At 60.9% G+C, this 22,671-nt stretch carries 19 protein-coding genes; 12 read left to right on the plus strand and 7 right to left on the minus strand.

Translation table 11 applies throughout. The annotated features are described in order from the left end of the window. Positions 1-216: 216 nt before the first annotated feature. The 10 genes from rimP to dut all read left to right on the plus strand — a co-directional run bounded on the left by rimP (position 217) and on the right by dut (position 10,851). The gene (gene rimP, locus AB7S84_RS02730; protein WP_428152832.1) at positions 217-786 is read left to right on the plus strand and encodes a ribosome maturation factor RimP; all 570 of its coding nucleotides are present in this window, start codon (positions 217-219) and stop codon (positions 784-786) included. Further along, complete coding sequence (gene nusA, locus AB7S84_RS02735) at positions 767-2,215, plus strand: transcription termination factor NusA (protein ID WP_020877488.1); 1,449 nt, start codon at positions 767-769, stop codon at positions 2,213-2,215. The genes rimP and nusA overlap by 20 nt, the downstream gene beginning before the upstream one ends. Positions 2,216-2,315: 100 nt before the next feature. Then, the gene (gene infB, locus AB7S84_RS02740) at positions 2,316-5,153 is read left to right on the plus strand and encodes a translation initiation factor IF-2 (protein WP_428152833.1); all 2,838 of its coding nucleotides are present in this window, start codon (positions 2,316-2,318) and stop codon (positions 5,151-5,153) included. Between the two features lie 20 nt (positions 5,154-5,173). Next, positions 5,174-5,473, plus strand: coding sequence for a DUF503 domain-containing protein (locus AB7S84_RS02745; protein WP_327078308.1), 300 nt, complete (start codon positions 5,174-5,176; stop codon positions 5,471-5,473). Continuing rightward, complete coding sequence (gene rbfA / locus AB7S84_RS02750; protein ID WP_020877491.1) at positions 5,470-5,850, plus strand: 30S ribosome-binding factor RbfA; 381 nt, start codon at positions 5,470-5,472, stop codon at positions 5,848-5,850. Before AB7S84_RS02745 ends, rbfA begins: the two co-directional genes overlap by 4 nt. Further along, positions 5,837-6,808 (plus strand): DHH family phosphoesterase, encoded by a 972-nt coding sequence (locus AB7S84_RS02755; RefSeq protein WP_040415528.1) that lies wholly within the window; start codon positions 5,837-5,839, stop codon positions 6,806-6,808. Before rbfA ends, AB7S84_RS02755 begins: the two co-directional genes overlap by 14 nt. Beyond that, positions 6,796-7,701: a tRNA pseudouridine(55) synthase TruB gene (gene truB, locus AB7S84_RS02760; RefSeq protein ID WP_020877493.1), complete on the plus strand. Its 906-nt coding sequence runs from the start codon at positions 6,796-6,798 to the stop codon at positions 7,699-7,701. Before AB7S84_RS02755 ends, truB begins: the two co-directional genes overlap by 13 nt. A gap of 78 nt (positions 7,702-7,779) precedes the next feature. Next, positions 7,780-8,049: a 30S ribosomal protein S15 gene (gene rpsO, locus AB7S84_RS02765; protein ID WP_428152834.1), complete on the plus strand. Its 270-nt coding sequence runs from the start codon at positions 7,780-7,782 to the stop codon at positions 8,047-8,049. Positions 8,050-8,230: 181 nt separating this feature from the next. Then, positions 8,231-10,324 (plus strand): polyribonucleotide nucleotidyltransferase, encoded by a 2,094-nt coding sequence (gene pnp / locus AB7S84_RS02770; RefSeq protein ID WP_020877495.1) that lies wholly within the window; start codon positions 8,231-8,233, stop codon positions 10,322-10,324. Between the two features lie 38 nt (positions 10,325-10,362). Next, positions 10,363-10,851 (plus strand): dUTP diphosphatase, encoded by a 489-nt coding sequence (gene dut, locus AB7S84_RS02775; protein WP_020877496.1) that lies wholly within the window; start codon positions 10,363-10,365, stop codon positions 10,849-10,851. Here dut and AB7S84_RS02780 read toward each other — a convergent pair. The 6 genes from AB7S84_RS02780 to AB7S84_RS02805 are packed head-to-tail and all read right to left on the minus strand — an operon-like array spanning position 10,815 to position 17,046. Beyond that, positions 10,815-11,648, minus strand: coding sequence for a polysaccharide deacetylase family protein (locus AB7S84_RS02780; RefSeq protein ID WP_428152835.1), 834 nt, complete (start codon positions 11,646-11,648; stop codon positions 10,815-10,817). The genes dut and AB7S84_RS02780 overlap by 37 nt on opposite strands. Before the next feature lie 19 nt (positions 11,649-11,667). Beyond that, positions 11,668-12,828, minus strand: a complete 1,161-nt coding sequence (locus tag AB7S84_RS02785) for a glycosyltransferase family protein (protein ID WP_020877498.1) — start codon at positions 12,826-12,828, stop codon at positions 11,668-11,670. Further along, positions 12,825-13,457 carry a histidine phosphatase family protein gene (locus AB7S84_RS02790; protein ID WP_020877499.1) on the minus strand — a complete coding sequence of 211 codons (633 nt, stop codon included), beginning with the start codon at positions 13,455-13,457 and terminating at the stop codon, positions 12,825-12,827. The genes AB7S84_RS02785 and AB7S84_RS02790 overlap by 4 nt, the downstream gene beginning before the upstream one ends. Then, positions 13,454-14,575 (minus strand): glycosyltransferase family 4 protein, encoded by a 1,122-nt coding sequence (locus AB7S84_RS02795; RefSeq protein WP_020877500.1) that lies wholly within the window; start codon positions 14,573-14,575, stop codon positions 13,454-13,456. The genes AB7S84_RS02790 and AB7S84_RS02795 overlap by 4 nt, the downstream gene beginning before the upstream one ends. Positions 14,576-14,599: 24 nt before the next feature. Further along, a complete protein-coding gene (locus AB7S84_RS02800; RefSeq protein WP_428152836.1) occupies positions 14,600-15,853 on the minus strand; it encodes a glycosyltransferase family 4 protein in 1,254 nt (417 codons plus the stop codon). Beyond that, positions 15,850-17,046, minus strand: a complete 1,197-nt coding sequence (locus tag AB7S84_RS02805; protein ID WP_040415532.1) for a glycosyltransferase family protein — start codon at positions 17,044-17,046, stop codon at positions 15,850-15,852. The genes AB7S84_RS02800 and AB7S84_RS02805 overlap by 4 nt, the downstream gene beginning before the upstream one ends. A gap of 372 nt (positions 17,047-17,418) precedes the next feature. Here AB7S84_RS02805 and AB7S84_RS02810 point away from each other — a divergent pair, with 372 nt between their 5' ends. Together AB7S84_RS02810 and gatB are read left to right on the plus strand one after the other, a co-directional pair. Continuing rightward, entirely contained in the window at positions 17,419-18,879 is a 1,461-nt protein-coding gene (locus AB7S84_RS02810) for a glycosyltransferase (protein WP_428152837.1), read from the plus strand. Positions 18,880-19,013: 134 nt separating this feature from the next. Further along, entirely contained in the window at positions 19,014-20,441 is a 1,428-nt protein-coding gene (gene gatB / locus AB7S84_RS02815) for an Asp-tRNA(Asn)/Glu-tRNA(Gln) amidotransferase subunit GatB (protein ID WP_428152838.1), read from the plus strand. Between the two features lie 182 nt (positions 20,442-20,623). On the opposite strand, the gene AB7S84_RS02820 is transcribed toward gatB, so the two are convergent. Continuing rightward, on the minus strand, positions 20,624-21,925 hold the full coding sequence (locus AB7S84_RS02820) for an alginate export family protein (RefSeq protein WP_020877505.1): 1,302 nt from the start codon (positions 21,923-21,925) through the stop codon (positions 20,624-20,626). Positions 21,926-22,671 lie beyond the last annotated feature (746 nt).

The following is a 22,671-nucleotide window of genomic DNA, read 5'->3' on the forward strand; positions in this document are numbered from 1 at the left end:
CCGCCTTTTTGGTAAAGGTAGGCCATGAATGGGATACGAAGCGGTCTGCGGCGCCTTTTCCTGTGTGTATATCTAAACCTTTGTTCATTTAAGACCGATGTGAATTAGATAACATCCACTGAGCAGTAGGGTCTATAACCAATAAAACGGGCGGAAGCCCGTTTTTTTATTGTCAAAAAGTGATAAGCGAGGCCCGTAAAAAAAGCAGGAAAGAAGATGAGCGGAAACAGCAAAAGAAAAGCCCTCAAAAAGGCGCCGCCCCAACGGTCCGCGGCGGATGCGCCGCCGATGTCCCATGAAAAGGAACGCCGGATCGTCGCCCGGGTTTACGCCCTCGGCGAGCCCCTGTGCGAATCCGAGGGCATCGAACTGGTGTGCGTCGAATATCAGCGGGAATCCCGGGGACGGATATTGCGGCTCTATATCGACAAACCCGGCGGGGTGACCCTGGACGACTGCGCGGCCGTCAGCCGTCAGCTCGGTGATCTTCTGGATGTGGCCCTTGAGGAGATCGGGACCTACAGTCTGGAAGTCTCCTCCCCCGGGCAGCACCGTCCACTGGGCAAGTTGCTCGATTTTGAAAAATATCGGGGAAATACGGCAGAAATCAGAACCACTCTACCCATAAACGGAAAGAAAAAGTTCAAAGGGGTGCTGGAGGGCGTGTCGGACGATACGGTCAGCCTCAGGACGAACAGCGACTCCCTGGCCATTCCCTATGGGCTGATCGCTCGTGCGCGGCTCGTCAATTATACGGAGAAAACGGATGTTAATACCAGACATTAAGCGTGTCATTGAACAGGTAAGCCGGGATAAGGGCATCGACGTGAACGTCCTTATCAGAACGCTTGAAGACGCCCTGAAATCTGCCGCAAAGAAGAAATTCGGGAACAAGATCGACATCGAGGTCAAATATAACGAAGATTCGGGAGAGATAGAGGTTTTCCAGTTCAAGGAAGTGGTGGAGGAGATCACCGACCCCGAGCTGCAGATCGATCTGGAAGCCGGTCTGCTGCTTGACCCCGAATGTGAAATCGGCGACTGGCTCGGCGCCAAGATGGATACGGAATCCTTTGGACGCATCGCCGCCCAGTCCGCCAAGCAGGTGATCATCCAGAAGATCAAGGATGCGGAGCGCGATGCGATCTACGCCAACTTCATCAACCGTAAGGGAGAGATCATCAACGGCATCGTTCAGCGCATAGACCGCGGCCAGATCATCGTCAACCTCGGTCAGGCTGAAGCGATCCTCCCGGCCCGGGAGCAGGTCCCCAAGGAGGTCTACCGACGGGGAGACCGGATCCGGGCTTATATCATGGACGTCCGCAACGACCCCCACGGCTCCCAGATCATTCTCTCCAGGACCCACCCGGAGTTCCTGGTAAGCCTGTTCAAGACCGAGGTTCCCGAGATCAGCGAGGGCATCGTCACCATCATGGGGGCCGCCCGTGAGCCCGGCAGCCGCGGCAAGATCGCCGTCTCATCCAACGATTCCGACATCGATCCCATCGGCGCCTGCGTCGGCATGAAAGGGAGCCGGGTCCAGAACGTGGTCCAGGAGCTTCGCGGTGAAAAGATCGATATCATATCCTGGCATGTGGATCCGGCCAAATTCGTCTGCAATGCATTGGCGCCGGCGGAAATTTCCCGGGTCATCATCGACGAGGAAAACCGGTCAATGGAGGTCATCGTCCCCGACGAGTTTCTCTCCGTGGCCATCGGCAAGAAAGGACAGAACGTCCGTCTGGCCTCGAAACTGACCAAATGGCGACTGGACGTCAAAAGCGAATCCCGCTACAGCAAGGCGATGAAGGACGGCTACAACTCCCTCATATCGCTGCCGGGAGTCGGCATCAGTCTGGCGGACGCTCTTTATGAAAACGGATTCTTCTCCGCCGAAGAGATCGCCAAGAGCACCGTCGAGGATCTCACGCGGGTCCGGATCGTCACGGAGGACGAGGCCCGGGATCTGATCGCGGCGGCAAAGGCTTATGTCGCGGCAGCGGCCGATGACGTCGAGATCGATGAAAAATCCGCCGCCCTTCCGGAGGAGGCGACCGATGATACGCCTTCGGACAACCCGGAGGCGGCGGAGGACGGCAAATCGGGGGACGAAGACGAAGACGGGGCATCCGCCCCGACCGGCGGGGAAGAAACCACTCCCCTCGCGGCCGACACGCCGCCGGGGCCGGCCGACGACGAGGAAAAGGAATGACCTTTTCGGGAAAAACGGACATCGACACATGATACAGGTGCGTGTAGTTATGGAATGATCTGCGGTGCACTGGATTTTTAACAACAGGTAAGGGGGACGGATGGCGAAGATCAGGGTATATGAACTTGCCAGAGAACTCAATTTAAAGAACAAGGCGCTTCTCGAAAAGTTAAGCGAACTGGACATCGTGGTCAGCAGCCACATGAGTTCCCTGGAAGAAGATGCGGTCAATCGGGTAAAGGCACACCTGCGCGGCAAAAAGCCGGGAGCGGTGGAACACAAACGCATCAAACCGACGGTTATCCGAAGGCGAAAAAAGCGGCACGTCGAAGGAAAAGCCCCCAAGGAGACCGAACCGGCGACGGAGGTCGAAGCACCCGTCGAGCCGACGCCCCCTGTCGTCGACGTCCCCGAACCTGTTCCCGAAACAGCGACCGAACCGATCGAGGAGACGGCTGCAGCGGCACCGCCTACGCCTGAAACGGATGTCGAGGCCGAGCCCCCACGGCCCGCAGCTGAAGAAGAGACCACCGCCCCGGCGCCGGAAGAGACAGAAAAAGCCGCAGAAATGCCTGAAAAAAAAGAGGATGCCATCCAACCCCCCGCTGAGGCGTCCCAGCCGGCACCCGCACCCGAAGAACCCGCCGCAGAGGAAACACCGCTCCCCACGGAAGCCGACGCGGTTGTCGAACACCCGGCAGCGGAGGCCGAAACGCCATCCCCCTCCCTGCCTGAGGAAGGCGACGGCGCCGATGCCGATGCCGATGCCGATTCGGACCAGAAATCAAAGAAGAAGAAAAAGAAAAAGAAAAAAAAGAAGGAACCCACGGACATGCCCGCGAAAATCATCAGCCTGCCGCCCAAGGTCGAGGAGGAGCCCTCGCCTCCGGATCGAGGCGATGACAAGTCGCAGCGCCGCCCGGCCGTTTCCGAACGCACGCCGGTGACGGCCGGTGGCGTCGAAGCCAAAACGCCGGCAGAGACGTCGACGTCCGAGGAGGATGCCGACAAGAAGAAAAAGAAGGAAAACCGCTGGGCCAAAAAGAAAATCTCCTTCAAGAAAAAAGAGGTGATCGAGGGAGATGCGCTTTACAGCAAGGCCCGAAACAGAAAAGGCAAAAAAGGGGCCAAGGCCAAATCCGTGCAAACACAGAAGACCCAGATCACGACACCCAAGGCCATCAAACGCCGGGTCAAGATCGATGAAACCATTGTCCTGTCCGACCTGGCCAAACGAATGGGCATCAAGGCCAATGAAATGATCAAAAAGCTGATGATGCTCGGCGTCATGGTGACCGTCAACCAGACCATCGACTTCGATACCGCCGCCCTGGTGGCCTCGGAATTCGACTACGAGGTCGAAAAGGCCCGGTTTGAGGAGGATGCCGTCCTGAACATCGACAGCGAGGACGATGCCGGGAAACAGGTGGGACGCTCGCCCGTCGTCACGATCATGGGACACGTCGACCACGGCAAGACATCCCTTCTGGATGTCATCCGGAAAACCCGGATCACCGAGATCGAGGCCGGCGGCATCACCCAGCACATCGGCGCCTACAGCGTGGCCACCAATCGGGGACAGATCACCTTCCTCGACACGCCGGGTCACGAGGCCTTTACCTCCATGCGGGCCAGAGGCGCCACGGTGACGGATATCGTCGTCCTGGTGGTGGCGGCCGACGACGGGGTCATGCCCCAGACCGTCGAGGCCATCAACCACTCCCGGGCGGCGGGGGTGCCCATCATCGTCGCCATCAACAAGATGGACAAGGCCGGCGCGGACCCCGACCGGGTTATGCGCGAGTTGGCGGATCACGGACTGATGTCCGAAGAGTGGGGGGGCGACACCATCTTTGTCAAGGTCTCCGCAAAACAGAACCAGGGGATCGACGAACTGCTGGAGATGATTCTGCTCCAGGCGGAGGTCCTCGAACTGACGGCCAATCCGGAGCGACACGCCAGAGGCTACGTGGTGGAATCCAAGCTCGACTCCGGCCGCGGACCGGTGGCCACCGTCCTGATCCAGGAGGGCACCCTCCATGCCGGAGACCCGATCGTCTGCGGTATCCACCACGGGAAAATCCGGGCGATGCTCAACGACAGGGGCGCCCAGGTTGACGAGGCGGGCCCCTCCATGCCCGTGGAAATCCTCGGGCTGTCGGGCGTTCCCAACGCCGGTGACGAGATGGTCGCGCTGGACGACGACAAGAGCGCCAAACAGGTCAGCGAACACCGTCTTCAGAAGCATCGGTCCCTGGAGCTGGCCAAGACCAGCCGGGTCAGCCTGGAGAAGCTCTTCGAGCGGATGCAGGAAGGGGAGGTCAAGGACCTCAACATCATCCTCAAGGCGGATGTTCACGGATCCATCGAGGCGCTCAGCGACTCGCTCACGAAGCTCTCCAACGAGGAGGTGACGATCCGGATCATCCACGCGGCCACCGGCACCGTCTCCGAGTCGGACATCTCACTGGCCGCGGTCTCCAACGCCATCATCATCGGGTTCAACGTCCGCCCGAGTGCGAAGGTTCAGGCCATGGCGACGGAAGAGCACGTGGACATGCGCTTCTACAACATCATCTACAACGTCATCAAGGACGTCAAGGACGCCATCGTCGGCATGATGGAATCCACCTTCGAGGAACGGGTCCTGGGTATGGCCGAAACCCGGGAGGTCTTTTTCGTCCCCAAGGTGGGGGCCATCGCGGGCTGTTACGTCACCAGCGGCTCCATCAAGCGGGGGCAGCGAATCCGCCTGGTTCGGGACGGCGTCATCATTCACGAAGGCAAGATCTCTTCGCTCAAGCGCTTCAAGGATGATGCCAAGGAGGTCCAGAGCGGGTACGAATGCGGCATCGGGATCGAGGGATACAACGACATCAAGGTCGGCGATATCATCGAGTGTTACTACCTCGAGGAGATCAAGCCGGAGCTCCGGTAAGCGCTGCATTCGGAAGAAAGGTGACGATCGATATGGTTGTGGGCATCGGCATCATGACGTTCAGGCTTCATGACTGCCGCTCCCTGAAGGGAAAGCGGAAGATCGTGAAATCCATTATCGCGCGGCTCCGGAATCAGTTCAACGCCTCGGTAGCCGAGATCGGCGCCAACGACGTCTATCACCAGGCTGAAATCGGCGTTTCCCTGGTGGGCAACGATCGGCAGGTGATCAACTCGAAGCTGGATAAACTTTTCAACATGGCCGATTCCCTGGGGTTGGCGGAAATGATCGATACCGAATTGGAGATCATCAACATATGAAGCCTTTTTCTCGAGCGGACAGAGTCGGCGAACTGATCCAGCAGGTGGTGTCGGAAATCCTGACGCGCAACATCCGGGATCCTCGCCTGAAGATGGCAACCATTACCGGCGTCAAGATGTCCAAGGACCTCCGGAACGCCAAGATCTATTTCGCCGTCTCCGGCGGATCCGAGAAGGTCGACGGCGCCCTGCTCGGATTCAACAGCGCCATGGGCTATATCAAACGCGTGCTTGCCGGCGAGCTGGAATTGCGGTATATGCCCGAACTTAAATTCTATTACGACAAATCCTTTGATTACGGCGCCCACATCGACGCCCTGCTCAAATCGCTTAATGCCGAAGATGGAAAAGATCATTCACCATTTGAGACGGAGTAAGCGCATCCTGCTGGCCTCCCATGTCAATCCGGACGGCGACGCCGTCGGCGCCCTCATTGCCCTGGCCCTGGCCCTGGAAAAATCGGGAAAACGGACGACGATGTACAATGAAAGCCCGATACCGGCCGTCTACCGTTTTCTGCCGGCGGTGGACCGGATCGTCAGCCGCATCGACCGGAACACCACGCCTTTCGATGCCGTGGTCATCCTCGACTGCAGCAACATGGACCGTATCGGAAGGCTGGCGGCCGATGCGGCATCTCTCGGCGTTACCCTCAACATCGACCACCATCCGAGCAATACCGGGTTCGGCGATCTCCAATACGTCGACACCGGTGCCTGCTCCACCGCCGAGATGGTCTACCGGATCGTCAAGGCCATCGGCGTTTCCATGGACAGGGACATCTCCACGGCGATCTATACCGGGATCCTGACGGACACCGGCTCGTTCCGGTTTGCCAACACCAACCAGACCGCCTTTTCGATATGCCTGGAGATGACGGAAAACGGCGTGGATCCCTATACCGTGGCCCAGCATGTCTACGGCACCTATTCCATCGGCCGGATCAAACTCCTCAACCTGGCGCTCGATTCCATTGAAATCGCGGAGAACGGCAAGCTCTCCTTCATGATGCTGACCCGCGACATGCTCGAAGAAACCGGAACGCAGCCCGAAGACGTGGACGGCATGATCAACTATGCCAAAAGCATCAAGGACGTGAAGGTCGCCGTTCTGATTCAGGAGCGTGCCGGAAACGATGATTCGCGGAACAAAAACAATTTCTACGTCAGCCTGCGGTCGGACGGCAGCGTCGACGTGGCGGCCCTGGCAGCATCCTTCGGCGGGGGCGGTCACCACCGGGCGGCCGGCTTCTGCGCGGAGACCTCCCTGGCGGACCTGAAGGGCGGCATCCTGAAATGGCTGAAAAAATGCGAGCCGGAACCATGCAGAAACTGACCAGCGGCATCCTCGTTGTGGACAAGCCCGAAGGGATGAGCTCCGCCGGCGTCGTGGGTCGGATCAAGCGTGGGCTCAGGGCGGGAAAGGTGGGACATTGCGGCACCCTCGATCCCTTTGCCTCAGGCGTCGTCGTCTGCTGCATCAATCAGGCCACCCGTCTGGCAGGTTTTTTCCTTCATGGGGACAAGCGCTATGAAGGGATCCTTCGGCTGGGGATCGAAACCGACACCCAGGATCTGACGGGGGAAACGGTTTCCGAAAAACCGGTCGACGTCACGGCGGATGCCGTCCGATCGGCCTTCGCCGCCCTGGAGGGGCCCATGCGGCAGCATCCTCCGGTCTATTCCGCTCTCAAACACCGGGGGGTGCCGTTGTACAAACTGGCCCGGGCAGGCCGTCCGGTCCAGAAGCCGCCCAGGGAGATCGTGATCCACCGCCTCGAGGTTCAGGCCGTCGATCTGCCGGATGTCCGCTTTTCGGTGTCGTGTTCCGGCGGCACCTATGTCCGGACCCTGGCCGTCGATCTGGGGCGAATGCTGGGATGCGGCGCACACCTTCGGAAGCTCGTCCGGACGGCCGCCGGCCCTTTCTCCCTGGAACAGGCCCTCACCCCCCGGGAGGTGGCCGCCCTGGCGGCGGTCGATGCCGTCGAAGACCGGATGATTCCCATGAACGACGCCGTGGCCTTCATGCCCATGCGGCGAATCGCCCCTGAAACGGCCCGTAAAATACGCCACGGCATGCCGCTGACCGAAAAGGAGATCGAACGCCCGAAAACGGACGCTTCGTCGGGGTGGATTCGGATAGTGGACGAAAACGATCGCCTGATTGCGATTCTGGAGCACAAAAAAGGAAATCCCCGCTATAATTATTGTTGTGTTTTTAACTAGAACATGAATATTAAGGGAAAAAATTAATATTTCTTTGTTTTTTCGATATTCATTACGATCAACAGGAGGCTAAACGAAGTGGTACTGACATCAGAACAAAAACGGGATTTGATCGACCAATATAAACTGCACGACAGCGACACCGGATCGCCCGAGGTCCAGATCGGACTGCTCACCCACCGCATCTCCTACCTGACGGAGCACCTGAAGGTCCACAAGAAAGACCATCATTCCCGAAGGGGGCTTCTGATGCTGGTCGGCCAGCGCCGGCGACTCTTGAACTATGTCAAGAACAAAAACATCGCCCGGTACCGGGAAATTATCGAGCGGCTGGGATTGCGCAGATAACGGCATCCACCATCGTTAGCCGATCCAACGCAACCCTGACGCACCGAAGTGCGCCTGTGTGCCGGCCAGCGGCCTTTTCCCCGTCACCGTCGACACCCGTCGCCGCCGGGACCACGACCGGCATGATCCCGCGGCTCAGCGCCTTTCAAAGGCTTGAGGCCGCTTTTTTTTAGGAGAGTTTATGGAATTGACATTGACAGCAGATCTCGGGGGCAATCCCCTGAGCATCCAGACGGGCAAGGTGGCCAAACAGGCCTCCGGCGCGGTGGTGGTTCAATACGGAGAAACGGTCGTTCTCGTCAGCGCCGTTTCCGCCTATGAAACCCGATCCGGGCTGGACTTCCTTCCCCTCACGGTCGAATATCAGGAAAAAATCTATGCCGCGGGTCGCATCCCGGGGAATTACATGCGACGGGAAGTCGGACGGCCCAGCGAGAAGGAGACCCTTACGGCCCGGTTGATCGACCGGCCCATCCGCCCCTTGTTCCCCAAGGGGTATCACAGCGAAATCCAGGTCATCGCCACGGTCCTGTCCATGGATCAGGAGAACGATCCCGACGTTCTGGCCATGATCGGGGCATCGGCGGCTCTCCAGATCTCGGATATTCCGTTTCAAGGTCCCATCGCCGCGGTCCGTGTGGGCCGGATCGACGGAAAGTTCGTCGTCAACCCCGGCATGAGCCGGCAGTCGGAAAGCGACATCAACATCATCGTGGCCGGCTCCAAAACCGGCGTGGTGATGGTGGAAGGCGGCGGCAACATCGTGAGCGAAGAGGAGATGCTGGACGCCATCTTTTTCGGCCATGCCGCCATGCAGCCGGTGATCGAGATCCAGGAGAAGCTGACGGAGGCGTTGGGCAAGCCCAAGCGGCCTCACGAACCGCCCCCCAAGGACCAGGCCCTGATCGAAAAACTCGACGCCATGACCTCGACACGGATCCGGGAGTCGATCCTGATTCCCGAGAAGACGGCACGCCATACCGCTCTCAGGGAGCTGCGAAACCAGATCATGGCCGACCTGGGCGAGGACTACGCCGATCGCAAGGGCGAGATTTACGAGATCCTGCACGACATCGAACGGACTCTCTGCAGGAATCTCATCCTTCAGGAGGGACGGCGCATCGACGGCAGAAAGTTCGATGAAATCCGGCCCATCACCTGTGAGGTCGGCGTCCTGCCGAGGCCCCACGGGAGCGCGCTCTTCACCCGGGGGGAGACCCAGGTCCTCGGGGTGCTGACCATCGGCTCCGGTCAGGACGAACAGCGGGTGGAAACCCTCTACGGAGACGACCCTCAACGGTTCATGCTCCACTACAATTTCCCGCCCTTTTCCGTCGGGGAAGTCAAGCGCATGGGCGGCCCCAGTCGTCGAGACATCGGCCACGGCGGTCTATCCAAGCGCGCCCTGGAACGGATTCTGCCGAAGCCGGAAGATTTCGATTACACCATCCGCATCGTTTCCGAGGTCCTGGAATCCAACGGATCCTCCTCCATGGGAACCGTCTGCTCGGGGATCCTGGCCCTGATGGACGGCGGCGTGCCCATCACGGCGCCGGTATCCGGCATCGCCATGGGCCTGGTCAAGGAAGGGGACCAGGTGGTGATCCTCTCCGACATTCTGGGGGATGAAGACCACACCGGCGACATGGATTTCAAGGTGGCCGGCACCCGGGACGGGATCACCGCCCTCCAGATGGACATCAAGATCCTCGAGCTCTCGAAGGACGTCATGGAAAAGGCTCTCGCCCAGGCGCGGGAAGGCCGGATCTTCATCCTGGAAAAGATGCTCCAGGCCCTCGAGGCACCCCGGAAGGAAATTTCCCCTTACGCCCCCAAGATGATCACCGTCAAGATCAATCCCGACAAGATCCGGGAAATTATCGGCCCGGGGGGAAAGGTGATCCGGGCAATCCAGAGCGAGACCAACACCAAGATCGAGATCGATGACTCCGGTCTGGTCAAGATCGCCGCCACATCCCAGCAGGAAGGCGATGCAGCCCTGCAGCGGATCAACGAGATCACCGCCGAACCGGAGGTGGGTGCCGTTTACGAGGGTACCGTCGTCAAGACCATGGACTTCGGCGCCTTTGTCCAGATCTTCCCGGGGACCGACGGCCTCGTCCATATTTCCCAGCTGGCCCGGGAACGGGTCAAGAAGGTGACGGACGTGGTGAAGGAGGGCGACACTCTCCGGGTCAAAATTCTCGAGATCAACCGGGACGGCAAGATTCGCCTGAGCCACAAAGCGGTTCTGGAAGAGGAAGATGGGGCTTGAGACGACACCCTGTCCGGATCTCCCCGGAGCTGCCTGACATGACGATCGTGCTCCAATTCCGCCGCGTGAGGCCCGAACAGGACGCGGACATTCCCCTGCCCCGCTACATGACCGTCGGTGCCTCGGGTATGGACCTCGCCGCCGCCGTGACGGATCCGATCGTCGTCAAACCCGGGGAGATCGTCCTGATTCCGACAGGATTCGCCATCGCCGTTCCGGAGGGTTATGAAGCCCAGATTCGCCCCAGGAGCGGCCTGGCGTCCCGGCACGGCATCGGGCTCGTCAATTCCCCGGGAACCGTCGATGCCGACTACCGGGGAGAAATCCGGATCCCGATCATCAACCTGGGGAAGGCCCCCTACACCATCCAGAGAGGCGACCGCATCGCCCAGATGGTCATCGCACCGGTCTGTCGCCCGACGACGGCGCTGGTGACGTCTCTGGACGAAACCGATCGGGACGCCGGCGGATTCGGACACACCGGAAGGGGTCAGGACAGCGAGCCGCCCACGGGTCGGATGCCGTAGCCGTAGCCCCGTGCCTCGGCCAAATGCCCCAAGTGGACCCGCTTGAGTCGGGCGACCCCTGAAATCTTCGAAAGCATCATCCCCAGAAAATCGAAAGCCGCGTCGTTCATCCGTTGATGATGAATCATCACGCCGCAGCATCCGCCGGCAATCCCGTCGCGAATTTCCGAAAAGAGCCGTTCCCACCCGTTTTCAGGAAGCGTCTCCTTTCGGGTATGAAGGTCCACGTTCACCGGAAAATCCGGAAGCCCTTCAGGGGGCGGCGGCAAGGCTCCCCTGCTTCGGGATATGAACCGGAATCCCTGTTCCTGCAGCTGTTGGAGGGCTTCCGGCCCGCATCGATTCCAGGGGGGTGTGAAGCCCGGAAAAAAGTCATCCTCCATGACCGCCGTCAGGCGCGCCTTGCCCAGGCGCAGATCCCGGGCGATCCGATCCCCTCCGCGGCGGCTGCCGAACTCCTGTTTCTTACCCGAAACCGCATGGCTGACATGCCGCCATCCATGCTGGTGCCAACACCATAAATCCCTTCCGCCCGGCGCCGCGGTCCGGAGGGCATGCCAACGCTCCGGCGTGAGCCAGGCCGGGACCACCGCCAGGGAGAGAGGGGTCCGGTGCCGGGCGAAGAGGGATGCGAGCCGTGCAAAGTGCCGTCCGGGCACGCCGATATCGTCGGCCCGGAAGAAGACGGCGGGGGAGGCGGCGGCGCAGTCGGCCAGGCCCTGGTCAACCGCGCGCCAAAGCCGATCCCGAAGCCGATTCGGACGAGCGTGCCAGATGACGGCGGGTTCCATGGTCATGAGGGATCTCCTTTCCCGGTCATCGGCGCATCCAGGAGGCCAGCCACCGCGCACTGGTCCGCGCGCCCGAAAGATCGATCGTGCCGCCGCGCCTTTTCCCGGGCCGTTTTCGGGTCAACTGTTTTTCCATGAGATCCGCCAGCCGCCCAGGCGCCATGTCCTCGTCGGCCAGCACATGGACGTCCCCGAAATCGGCCAGACGTTCGGCTCGGAGACGCTGCTCCCGGTTCTGGGAAAAAGGCAGGAGCAGGGCGGGACATCCGGCCGCCGTCACGTTCATGCAGGTGTTGTATCCGGCCATGCTGACCGACAGATCGGCGGCGGCGAGAAACGACAGGAAATCATGGGTAAACTCCGACACGCGGGTACGATGGTCGGCAGCGGCCTTTACGGCCTGGACCGCCTCGGCCGGCATGAACGGCCCGGTGAAGATCTCGAGATGGACATCGCCCTCGAGCCGCGTGAAAGCGGTCGCCGCCGCCGTCAGCAGAGGCCCGCCGACCTTTCCGCCGCCGGCGCTGGCCACCACCAGCCGGGTTGCTTCCGGCAGGCCGAGGGTTTCGAAGATGCGCCTTCGGGCGTCCGGAGGCGGGCTCGGGGTGATAAAGCCGGTATAGACGACGGGAACGGCGATGGCCGCCACGCGGGAGAAGGTCTCTTCCAGCCGGATCACCCGGGGGTCGGCGTGGACCCACAGCGCATCGAATCCCCGGTTCAGGGCCGCCGTCACCCGAAGCTCGTAGGCATCCACGTCCGACTTCTCCACAAGGATGTCCCGAAGGCTGCAGATGACGCGGCAGGCCGGCAGCGCCCCCGTCCGGATGCCCGACAGCACCGGCTCCAGTTCGAACCGGAAGGCCTTTCTCCCGAAGGGATAGAGTTCTATGATCAGAACGTCGGGGGCTTCGGCCGCCATGAGGTCCCACAGCAAGCGCCGCCGTTTCGCCTTGACCGCATCGACGGAAAGTCCGGGCGTCGTGGACATCATTCGTTTGAAGCCGCTGTCCATCATGAGCCCCGGCAGGGGCACCATCCGGACGTGGGGCGGGACCGGCGCATCCACCCCGGCCCCTCCGGCGAGAAAGATCACCTCGTGGTCGTCAAGAGCCCGGCAGAGGGCCATGCTGCGGAAAAAATGACCGATGCCCAGCACATGCTGACAGTAGAAGACGATCTTCATGGCGTGTCGATCCACAGGGCCAGCACGTTCAACGCCTCGACGGCCATACCCTCCCGATCGTGCACCAGTTGGTGGAGGTGCCCCCGTCGAAGAAGGGGCGGTTCCGTGGGAAAGAAATGGCGGTTCGTCAGGCGATAGACCAGGCACTTGATCATGCCCTCGTGGGTCACCACCAGAATTTTTCGCCCGGGCCACCTCGCGGCGGCGTCGACGAGGGCCTGGTGTCCCCTGGACCACACCTCGGTGCGGTCCTCGCCGCCGGGGGGCCGAAACCGCCACCCGTCCCGTTCCATGGCCGCAAGGCGATCCCCAGCCTGCTGCCGGAGCTGGTCGATGGTTTTGCCGGCCCACTCCCCCCAATCCTTCTCCCTGAGACGGGGATCCACGGTCATGGGAAGCCCCAATGTCCGGTTGATCAACTCGGCCGTCCGCAGGGTCCGCCCGAGGTCGCTCACCAGAATCCTGTCCCAGGCGTATCGCCGCAGCAGCCGCCCCCATTCCCGGGCCATTCGCTCTCCTTCCCCGGTCAGCGGTGAATTGAGCTGGCCCTGGATCCGCTTCTCCAGGTTCCAGACCGTCGGGGCGTGCCGCAGCACCCCGAAGCGCGTCAATGCCGGTGATTCGTTCATCTCATCATGCCTCCCGCGATATCTGAGAGGATCGCTTCCATCGGGCCATAATTTTTCTCGATATCGTGACGACGGCGGACATGCTCCCGGGCGCGCTCGCCCATCGCGCATCGCCGTTCAGGATCCAATATAAGTCCTGAAAGGGCCAGGTCAAAAGCCGGGCCGTCGAAAGGGGGCGTCAGAAGTCCGGTCTCGCCCCGGGCCACCACCTCGGGAATGCCCCCGTTGTCAAAGGCCGCCACCGGAAGCCCGCAGGACTGGCTCTCCAGATAGACCATGCCCAGGGACTCCCGGATACCGGGAAAGGCGAAAAGATCGCCGGCACTGTAGAACCGGTGCATCTCCTCCCGTGGGATTCTTCCGACGAACCGGATGCGTCCGGGCAGATGCCGCTCCCCCAGGCGTCTCAGGCGTTCCCGTTCACGGCCGTCCCCGGCGATGACGAGGTAGAGGGGAAGCCCGGTCCGGTAAAGCCGGCCGCAGGAGCGGATGACCCAGGCAAGCCCCTCGGATTTGACGCCGGGGCGAAACATGGCGGCGGAGAGAACGACCGGCGCGTCTCCCACGGCCCATTCCCGACGAAGGATCGCGCGGGCCCCGGCATCGAAGGTGAACATGGCCGGGGAAATACCGGGCCGGATGTAGGTCAGGCGATGGGACGGCACCAGGCGCTTCAGATTGACCCAGTCCTCGAGCCGGTTGGTGAACAGATGGCAGGCCGTCGTGAGGGCGAGGCGGTTGAGGAGATACCCCGGCAGCGTCCTGAGGCGGCGGCGGCGCTTGGTGGAAAAGATCCCCTGAAAGACGACGTAAGGCAGCCCGAATCGGCGGCACACCAACGGTCCCAGCAGATCAGGGGCCTTGTAATAGGTATGGTAGGTGAGCCAGAGCTGGGCGGGCCGGATGCGCTGCTCACGAAGGGCGCGCCGCCACTCCCCCAGAAGGGGGCCCCATAGCCGCGGTCGCCAGTAGATCCACCGCATCCGCGTCCCCCCGGCACGCCGCACCGAATGGCCCCGGCTCTCGAGATAGGCCCGGAGGCTGTGGGCGATGGCGAGGTCCCCCGAGGGGCGGGGATGGTCCAACGGTTTGAAGGGCGCGTAAAGCGTAATGCGCATGAGGGCGTTTCGTCCGGCTCCCTTTCAGAGTCGCGGCTGCTCCCGGTGAAAGATGTCTCCCAGATCCCGGATCAGCCGCTGGTTGTCGAAATCCCGAATCACCCGCTTCCGGGCTGCGTCAATGATCCGCGTCCGCAGCGACCCATCCGCCAGAAGGCGGTGCATGGCATCGGCCAGAGCCGCCGGTGCGCCGGGGGGAACCAGAAGCCCTGTCCGGCCGTGGGAAACGAGTTCGGGAACGGCCGACACCCGCGTTCCCACCACCGGCACCCCCATGGCCATGGCCTCGATGTAGACGTTGGGGATGCCGTCGCGATCGCCGTTGGGGGCGATTTCACATCCCAGGACAAACAGATCGGCCTTTCGATAGTGGGCGAGGACCACCTCGTGGGGAAGCGTGCCGAGCCACCGACAGTCGTCGGCAAGCCCGAGGGTCTCGATCATCGACAGGATGCTTTCCCGGTCGTCCCCGTCACCGATGAGGGTGTGCTGAAAACGGACACCCCGGTCCTTCAGGATCCGAAGTGCCCGGTAGACCGTGGGAAGTCCCTTTTTCGGCACGAGACGGGCGATGGTCAGGAGCCGGTAAGGCATTTCCGGAACGCGCCCCTCATCCGAAGCGTGTCCGAACAGCTTCAGGTCGATGCCGTGATAGACGCGGTATACCGGCGTTCGCCCGCCGCGCCCGATGTCCAGGAGGTGGCGGCGGTTGTATTCGGTGCAGGTCACGACGAATCGGGCCAGGGCCATCTTTTCCCGAAGCTGGCGGGGATCCGATGTGTAAATGTCCTTGGCGTGGGCGGTGAAACTGAAGGGAATTCCCGAAAGCGCTGCCGCGAACATGGCGACGGAGGTGGGGGAATGGGCGAAATGGGCATGAAGATGAACGATGTTTCGGCCGGGCAACAGCTTGTCCACCAGGTAGCCTGCCTGCAGAAGATGCTTGATGGTGGCTGATTTGCGGGTCCTGAGAAATCGCCTGCCCGCTGTCCGGACGGCGGCCAGATAGCGGCGGGGCTGCCGGGCCGCCGCCCGGAGGTTGTGATAGAGCAGTGGGAAAAAGCCGGCCAGGATCTCCTGGGGCAGGTAATCGACCCCCGCCCGGATCCGCTCGACGCTCTTGTGGGCAAAAGACTCCCGGGGATGACGCATGGAAAAGAGGTGAATCGTGAAGCCCAGGGATTCCAGAAGCAGGATCTCGTTGGAAATGAATGTCTCGGAGATCCTGGGGTAGCCTTTCAGGATCATCCCCAGCACCGGTCTTTCGCAATCGATCATGAAGCACTCCTGAAAACGTTGAGCCGTTGGCGCATCACCTCGAATCCGGTCATGGTAAAACGGTCTATGGCGGCCTCGCGGCAGCGGGGGTGCGCCAGCAGGTGAAGGACCTTCTCCCGGAGGACGACCGGTGTCAGGGCGTTCCAGGGGATGTATTCGGCAATGCCGTGGGCGTGAAACCGCTCGGCCCGGATGAGCTGCTCCCGCCGCGGCGTCTCCCGGGGTATGATGAGGGGCAGGGTTTTCTGACTCAGGATCTCACAAAGGGTGTTGTAGCCGCCCATGGAGATGACCAGGTCGGCCGCGGCGAGCACCTTTTCCATCTGGCGATAGAAATGGAAACACCGGACCCCGACGGTCCTGGCGCGGCGATGGACGTCGGTCCGCTGTTTCTTGGGCATGAAGGGACCGGTGATCAGGATGCTCCGGAAAGGAACGGGAGTCCCGAAGGACTCCAACATGGACAGGAAGGCATCCATCACCGGATAACCGTCCCCCCCGCCGCCGGTGGTCACCACCACCAGGGGTTCCCGCTCCGCCAGACAGTGGCGCCGCTTTTCCTTTCGGATCTCCTCGGGGTTGGGGACCTTTCGCGGAATGTAGCCGGTAAAGACCATCTTTTGGCTCACGGTCCCGGGGATCTCGTATTCCACGATGGGGTCATAGAACTCCTGAATCCCATAGACCCATATCTCCGTGTAAAGGGCGGCAAGGACGTCGTAGATCCCCTTTTTCGCCCAGGCGGAGCGGATGGTGTCGGCATCGTCCATGATATCCCGGAGCCCCAGCACCGTCCGGGTATCGGGAAGGCAGCGCTTCAGCCACTGGAGCGTCGAAAGCACCTCCTTTTTCAGGCCCAGGGGCTCCTTGTCCACGATAAAGAGATGGGGTCTGAAGGTTTTGGTGGTGGCGCTGATGATGTTTTTTCGAATGTCCAGGGCATGGCGGGGGTTGATCTTGATCGAGAGGGGCAGATATTCCTCGTTGGTCTTTTTGATCATCCCCGGAATGCGAACGAAGTCGATCTGATCCGGGAATGCGAACCGGCCGGCGATGGGCGATCCTGTCAGAATCAGGATGTTGACGTCCGGAGCCCGCAGATGGGACGCGATGGCCATGGTCCTGCGAATGTGCCCCAGGCCGTAGGTGTCGTGGGAGTACATCAGTATGTTGAAGGTCGAACTTCTGCCCATCGTACGGTCGTGACGCCGGCCTTTCATTCGCGACGAACCGCCCCGCGGCGGTTGTGCTGAGATAGGGGTTTAGGCTGAAGACTGAAGGCTTAAGGGGTGCGTCTGCGACAAACGGGGCTATTGCGCCCCTTCAGGCTTCAATCTCCAGTCTCCAGTCTCCAGCCTCCAGCCTTCAGTCTTCAGCCTTCATAGAGTTATGTCTCGTCGGTCGTCCACACCAAACGCTATTTTAAGGGTCAAGTCAAGAAATTTTTATTGGCCGATCCCCCCGAGACCCCCTTCCCTTTTGCCGGATTCCAGGATATGTTGAAGCGGTTCGGTCCCCGGTTCGGATGCCAGGGGGTATATAACTCTCTTCGAAAGATACGACAGATGGTGTCTCAATCCAGCGCGTTTCACGAGGCCCTCGAAATCCTCGACGACTTCTTCCACCTCATGGATTCCGGGCGGCTGTTCACTTTAAAGGATCCCGACGCATACCGCCGGCTGCGGCGCCGGGTTCGTCGGGCTCTCTTCACGGTCCTCATGGAAGGCCGCCCGCGTCTCGAAAACCTGCGGGGACTTTCCTGGCCTTACGATGCACTCCTCCGAAACCGGTCCTATCTGGAAACCGTCGCCCGCGGGGCGTCACCTGCGGAAGACCGCCTCCAGGCCCGGCTGTTTCTCGCGCTGCTCCCCTTCCCCGGCCAATGGCGGGAACTTCTCCGCCTGGAAAATCGAACGGACCGGCATCCTGAAATCGTATCGCTCCTGGCCGAGGAACAGCGCAAAATCGACGCCAAGATCGTCAAAAAGCGGCAAAAGACCTTCAGACTCCGCCATTTCTGTCAGATCCTGAAAGTTCCCCGACCGCCGGCGGAAAAGGGTGTCCTCCGGATCTTCTCCCTCCCCTATCTCTTCCGTATTCCCGGGCTGTTGAAACGGATCAGCAAAGAATACGTCATCTACATGGAGCCGCCCTGGGGCGTCCTGGCGCGGCATGCCTGGCTGCGGGTCTTCTCCGATCTCGAGGACCCCTGCCTCATCGGCGCCGGCGGACCGGAGGACCGGAGGTTCCTGGAAACCCAGGCAGGCGTTGTCCCGGTGCCGCTGGCCCACGGCGACTATCTGGAGGAGGACGGCACCGTTCCCCTTGGGGCGGAGAAGCGCTTCGATATCGTCTTCAACGGACTCTACGACGACATGCCGCGAAAACGCCACAACCTCCTGCTGGAACTCCTCTGCCGTCCCGAGCTCTCCCGCCTGACGGCGCTCTTCATCGGTCGCGGCGCATCCCGCCATGTGGCCGCCTTTCGCCGACAGGTGGGGGCCCTGGGGCTCGAAAATCGGGTCACCGTCCGCGACAATCTGCCGAGGCGGGAGGTTCCCCGATATCTCGCCCGCTGCCGCATGGGCGTCCATCTCGCCCTTCACGAAAACGTCTGCCGAAGCATCTACGAATGCTTTCGCTCGGACATCCCCTGCCTCGTCTCCTCCGCCATGGCCGGCTTCGATTTCCATCAGATCACGCCCCAAAACGGCGTTGTCGCTCCCGACGACGCGCTTCCCGCCGCCGTTTGCCGCATGCTGGATCACCTCGACCCATTCTCGCCCCGCAAATGGTTTCTCGACCACTCGGGGTGCCGCAACAACAGCCGCCGCCTCAACGATCACCTGAAGGTTCTCTTTGAACGGCAGGGCTATCCATGGGAGAACGACATCGTTTTGCTGGGATCCAGCGGCGCCAACCGATACGTCGACCCCGAGGACTACCGGCGGTTTCGACCGGCGTTCCATGCGCTTCTGGCCGTCTTTCGGGAATTTCCGCTGCCCCTGGCCGTCGTGCCCGAATAAGGCCCCCGACACCCCTGATCGAACTGCATATCCGGCGGATTTGGCCTTGACTAATATGCCCGGATGTTTCAAGAATATTTTTTCGGCATCCGGTTAAACCCGCCGCTTTGAAATCAACTGTCAAAGGATGAAAAATGGAATTTGTGACCGTCATCGGGCTGGAGGTTCATGCCCAGCTCAAAACCCGAACCAAGATCTTCTGCGGCTGCTCGACAGCCTTCGGCGCCCCGCCGAACACCCATGTCTGCCCGGTCTGCCTGGGAATGCCCGGGGTTCTGCCGGTGTTGAACCGCAAGGTCGCGGCTTACGCCGTGAAGATGGGCATCGCCACCCACTGCACCATCAACCGGGAAAGCCGTTTCGCACGCAAAAACTACTTCTACCCGGACCTTCCCAAGGGCTACCAGATCTCCCAGTATGAGCTGCCGATCTGTGAACACGGTTACATCGAGATCGACGGGGACGGCGAAAAAAAGCGGATCGGCATCACGCGGATCCATATGGAGGAGGATGCCGGAAAGCTGATCCATCACCCCGGCCGCTCCGTCAGCCATGTAGACCTCAACCGGACCGGGGTTCCCCTGATCGAGATCGTCAGCGAACCGGACATCCGCTCTCCGGAAGAGGCCGGCAGCTATCTCAGAAAACTCCACGCCATCCTGAGGTATCTCGACATCTGCGACGGCAACATGGAGGAAGGCAGCTTCCGCTGCGACGCCAATGTCTCCATCATGCCGGCAGGGGCAACGGCCTTCGGCACCCGGACCGAACTGAAAAACCTCAATTCCTTCCGGCATGTGGAAAAAGCCCTGCATTACGAGATCGTCCGCCAGCAGGAGGTCATCGGCGACGGTGGGACGGTCGTCCAGGAGACCCGACTCTGGAACCCGGACAGAGGCGTGACCACCCCCATGCGCGGCAAGGAGGAGGCCCACGACTACCGCTATTTTCCCGATCCAGACCTCCTGCCCATCGTGGTGGACGACGCCTGGATCCGGGAGATCGCGGCCGGACTGCCGGAATTGCCCGACGCCAGGGAAAAGCGCTTCGTGGAGGTGCTGGGACTCACGCCCTATGACGCCGGGGTTCTGACCGCCGAACGCGAACTGGCGGACTACTTCGAGGCCTGCCTCGAGGCCTATCCCCGGCCCAAGCCTGCGGCCAACTGGATCATGGGCCCCCTCCTGGGGCTGCTCAACAGCGAAGGCAAGGACATCGGGGCCTCCCCCATCGCCCCCGCCGACCTGGGTGCCCTCCTGAAGCTGGTGGACGACGGCACCCTGAGCGGCAAGATCGCCAAGACCGTTTTCGAAGAGATGGCCGCCACCGGCAGGCCGCCCGGACGGATCGTCGCTGAAAAACAGCTGGTGCAACTCTCGGACGGCGACGCCATCGAAGGGATTATCAACGACGTCCTCGCCGGTCATCCGGACGAGGTGGCGGCCTTCAGAGGCGGCAAGACCAAGCTGATGGGTTTTTTCGTGGGCGAGGTGATGCGGGCCACCAAAGGTAAGGCCAACCCGAAGATGGTCAACGAGATCCTGCGGCGGAAGCTCGGATAGCCGAAAGCCCGCCGACCCGGTCCCCGGGACAGCGCGAGAATCGGCGGCCGGGAATTCCAGAGGGGGGGAGGGACGTTGTACAGCCGGGCGATCATCGCGTGCTGCCCGGGGCATTAAAAAAGCCGGAGAAGCATATGGCTCCTCCGGCTTTGTTATTCCATCAGGAATGTTCTGGTGCGACCTTAGAAGGCCAGGGACAGACGGGCGCCCACTTCGTAGGGGTTCTCGTCGTTGTCGAGGTTCTCGGTGGTGGCGTCGCCCGCGAACAGGTAGGCGCCGACGAGATCCAGGTTCAGGTTCTCGACCACTTCATAGGTGATGACCAGGTCCACTTCCGTACCCAGCACGTCTTCCTCACCGCCGCCGGCAACCTCAATTTTTTCGGCCAGTGCGGCATACCAGACATCCAGCGCCACCTTCAGCTTGTCCATGGGTTTGACCGCGACGCCCAGATTGGCGGCCCACACGTTGGAGATGTTGTCGGCCGGGGCGTTGTTGGAGGTCGTGAAGTCGAAGATGCCGTAGCCCATGATTTCAGACCAGTAGTAGGAACGGCCCTGGGGCGGAGTGAACTGTTCGATGTCCTCGTCGTCGTCATCGTCGCCGGATGCGTAGAAGGCCCGACCGTGAACGTCGAACATGCCGACGTTGACATTGCCGCCGAGAGCCAGCAACCAGGCCTTGAAATCAAGGCTTTCGCCCGTCTGCAGGTCAACATCGCCACCCTGGTAGATACCGGTGAACCACGCGGCACCCATGTCGAAGTCGACATCGAGGTCAAGACCGGCGTACCACATATTCAGTTCCTCTGCCTCTGCGCCAAGCGCATTGGCCAATAAGGAATGGTTTCCAGCCCCAGTGCCGAACCATTCACTGGCGTCCTTGGAATAGATGTACATGAAGTAGGGGTTGACGTCGAACATGCCGCCAAGGGTAAATTTCGGGAAAATACCGAAATAGTCGGCGTCGAGATCGTTGGCGTCCTGAGCGTTATTGAAGCTGAGCTCGGTGCCTTCATAGGCCTTGACCCAGACGAAGGGAAGCTCGAAGGTCTCGCCCTTGTAGTTGACCATAACCCCGGAAAAGTCGTCGTCAAAGAGGAAGCCCCGGGCGAATACGGCGCCCTGGATACCGACCTTCCAGTTGACGGGACCGGTGTTGAAGTCGACATAGGAGTTCTTGATCTCGAACTCTTTACCGTCGGCGCCGATGTCGCCCAGCGGTCCGGTGCCCCAAATAGCATCCCACTCAAACTTGTTGACGAACTTCAGGTTTTCGTGAAAGATCGCCGTGTAGTAGAGCCGGGTACGGGTATCCACGCCGCTGAAGTCACCGGCTTCGGATTCATCCTCACCCGTGAAGTTCTGGGTGGTGTAGAACCGGGTCCGCCAGTAACCGCCGAACTCGCTCTCGATCGCCCAGGCAGGCATGGTGAACATCGCCACCAGTACCGCCGCCAAAGCCAGCATACCTAATTTTTTCATCTCGATTCCTCCTTAACCTAATTGAATCAACCTAATAAACCAACCTAATAATTATTCCCTGCCAAAAACAGATAAATGTCTCCGATGCACCTCCTTTTCATTCAGTTCATCATAAACATTCTCGCTCATCTGCTAACAGTCTCCCATGGACATGTCAAGTCTTTTCTAATGAAGAAACGCGTCCCCCGGAACATTTTTCAGCATGACGGTCCACCGGCGTCATGCCCCGGGAAACCCGGCATGCGGGAAAATCCCGGAACGCTGCCGTATTCCCCACCGGGAAGCCCCGTCCGACGCTCCGGAAACCCCTTGACCCCCGTCTCGATTCCATGAGATGAATCAACGAGGTGATATCGTCATCTCAACTTTCGACGTTCATCGGCCGGTGCCGGGAGGATACGGCCCGCGCCCCGCGCGGTTTCGTTCAAGTGCCGCTGAAGGGGCGCCCGCCGTATCCTCCCGGCACCTCTATCCGGTCAACATCATGAACGTCGAAAGTTGAATGTCAAAATACAGGCTGAAGACTGAAGGCTGAAGGGGAATAAGCGCACTCTTCATCGCAGACGCACCCCTTCAGCCTTCAGTCTTCAGCCTTCAGCCTCGAACCATATGTACGCACCCCAGGATCGCCCCATGTCCCCGACCCTCTATCTCGCGCCCCTCCGGGGGTTTACCAACGCGGTCTACCGCAACGTCTTCTCGCGTTTTTTCGACGGCTTCGACCTGGCGGTGGCGCCGTTCATTCC

The organism is Desulfococcus sp. (assembly GCF_050178255.1).
GTDB classification, from domain to species: Bacteria; Desulfobacterota; Desulfobacteria; order Desulfobacterales; family Desulfococcaceae; genus Desulfococcus; species Desulfococcus multivorans.

What these genes read in the sequence shown, in the direction of transcription:
- AB7S84_RS02795 (WP_020877500.1), bottom strand. Translation starts at nt 14,575, where the DNA reads ATGCGCATTACGCTTTACGCGCCCTTCAAACCGTTGGACCATCCCCGC.
- infB (WP_428152833.1), top strand. Translation starts at nt 2,316, where the DNA reads ATGGCGAAGATCAGGGTATATGAACTTGCCAGAGAACTCAATTTAAAG.
- rimP (WP_428152832.1), top strand. Translation starts at nt 217, where the DNA reads ATGAGCGGAAACAGCAAAAGAAAAGCCCTCAAAAAGGCGCCGCCCCAA.
- truB (WP_020877493.1), top strand. Translation starts at nt 6,796, where the DNA reads ATGCAGAAACTGACCAGCGGCATCCTCGTTGTGGACAAGCCCGAAGGG.
- AB7S84_RS02820 (WP_020877505.1), bottom strand. Translation starts at nt 21,925, where the DNA reads ATGAAAAAATTAGGTATGCTGGCTTTGGCGGCGGTACTGGTGGCGATG.
- pnp (WP_020877495.1), top strand. Translation starts at nt 8,231, where the DNA reads ATGGAATTGACATTGACAGCAGATCTCGGGGGCAATCCCCTGAGCATC.
- gatB (WP_428152838.1), top strand. Translation starts at nt 19,014, where the DNA reads ATGGAATTTGTGACCGTCATCGGGCTGGAGGTTCATGCCCAGCTCAAA.
- AB7S84_RS02810 (WP_428152837.1), top strand. Translation starts at nt 17,419, where the DNA reads ATGGTGTCTCAATCCAGCGCGTTTCACGAGGCCCTCGAAATCCTCGAC.
- AB7S84_RS02790 (WP_020877499.1), bottom strand. Translation starts at nt 13,457, where the DNA reads ATGAACGAATCACCGGCATTGACGCGCTTCGGGGTGCTGCGGCACGCC.
- rbfA (WP_020877491.1), top strand. Translation starts at nt 5,470, where the DNA reads ATGAAGCCTTTTTCTCGAGCGGACAGAGTCGGCGAACTGATCCAGCAG.
- AB7S84_RS02800 (WP_428152836.1), bottom strand. Translation starts at nt 15,853, where the DNA reads ATGATCGATTGCGAAAGACCGGTGCTGGGGATGATCCTGAAAGGCTAC.
- dut (WP_020877496.1), top strand. Translation starts at nt 10,363, where the DNA reads ATGACGATCGTGCTCCAATTCCGCCGCGTGAGGCCCGAACAGGACGCG.
- AB7S84_RS02785 (WP_020877498.1), bottom strand. Translation starts at nt 12,828, where the DNA reads ATGAAGATCGTCTTCTACTGTCAGCATGTGCTGGGCATCGGTCATTTT.
- AB7S84_RS02780 (WP_428152835.1), bottom strand. Translation starts at nt 11,648, where the DNA reads ATGACCATGGAACCCGCCGTCATCTGGCACGCTCGTCCGAATCGGCTT.
- nusA (WP_020877488.1), top strand. Translation starts at nt 767, where the DNA reads ATGTTAATACCAGACATTAAGCGTGTCATTGAACAGGTAAGCCGGGAT.
- AB7S84_RS02805 (WP_040415532.1), bottom strand. Translation starts at nt 17,046, where the DNA reads ATGGGCAGAAGTTCGACCTTCAACATACTGATGTACTCCCACGACACC.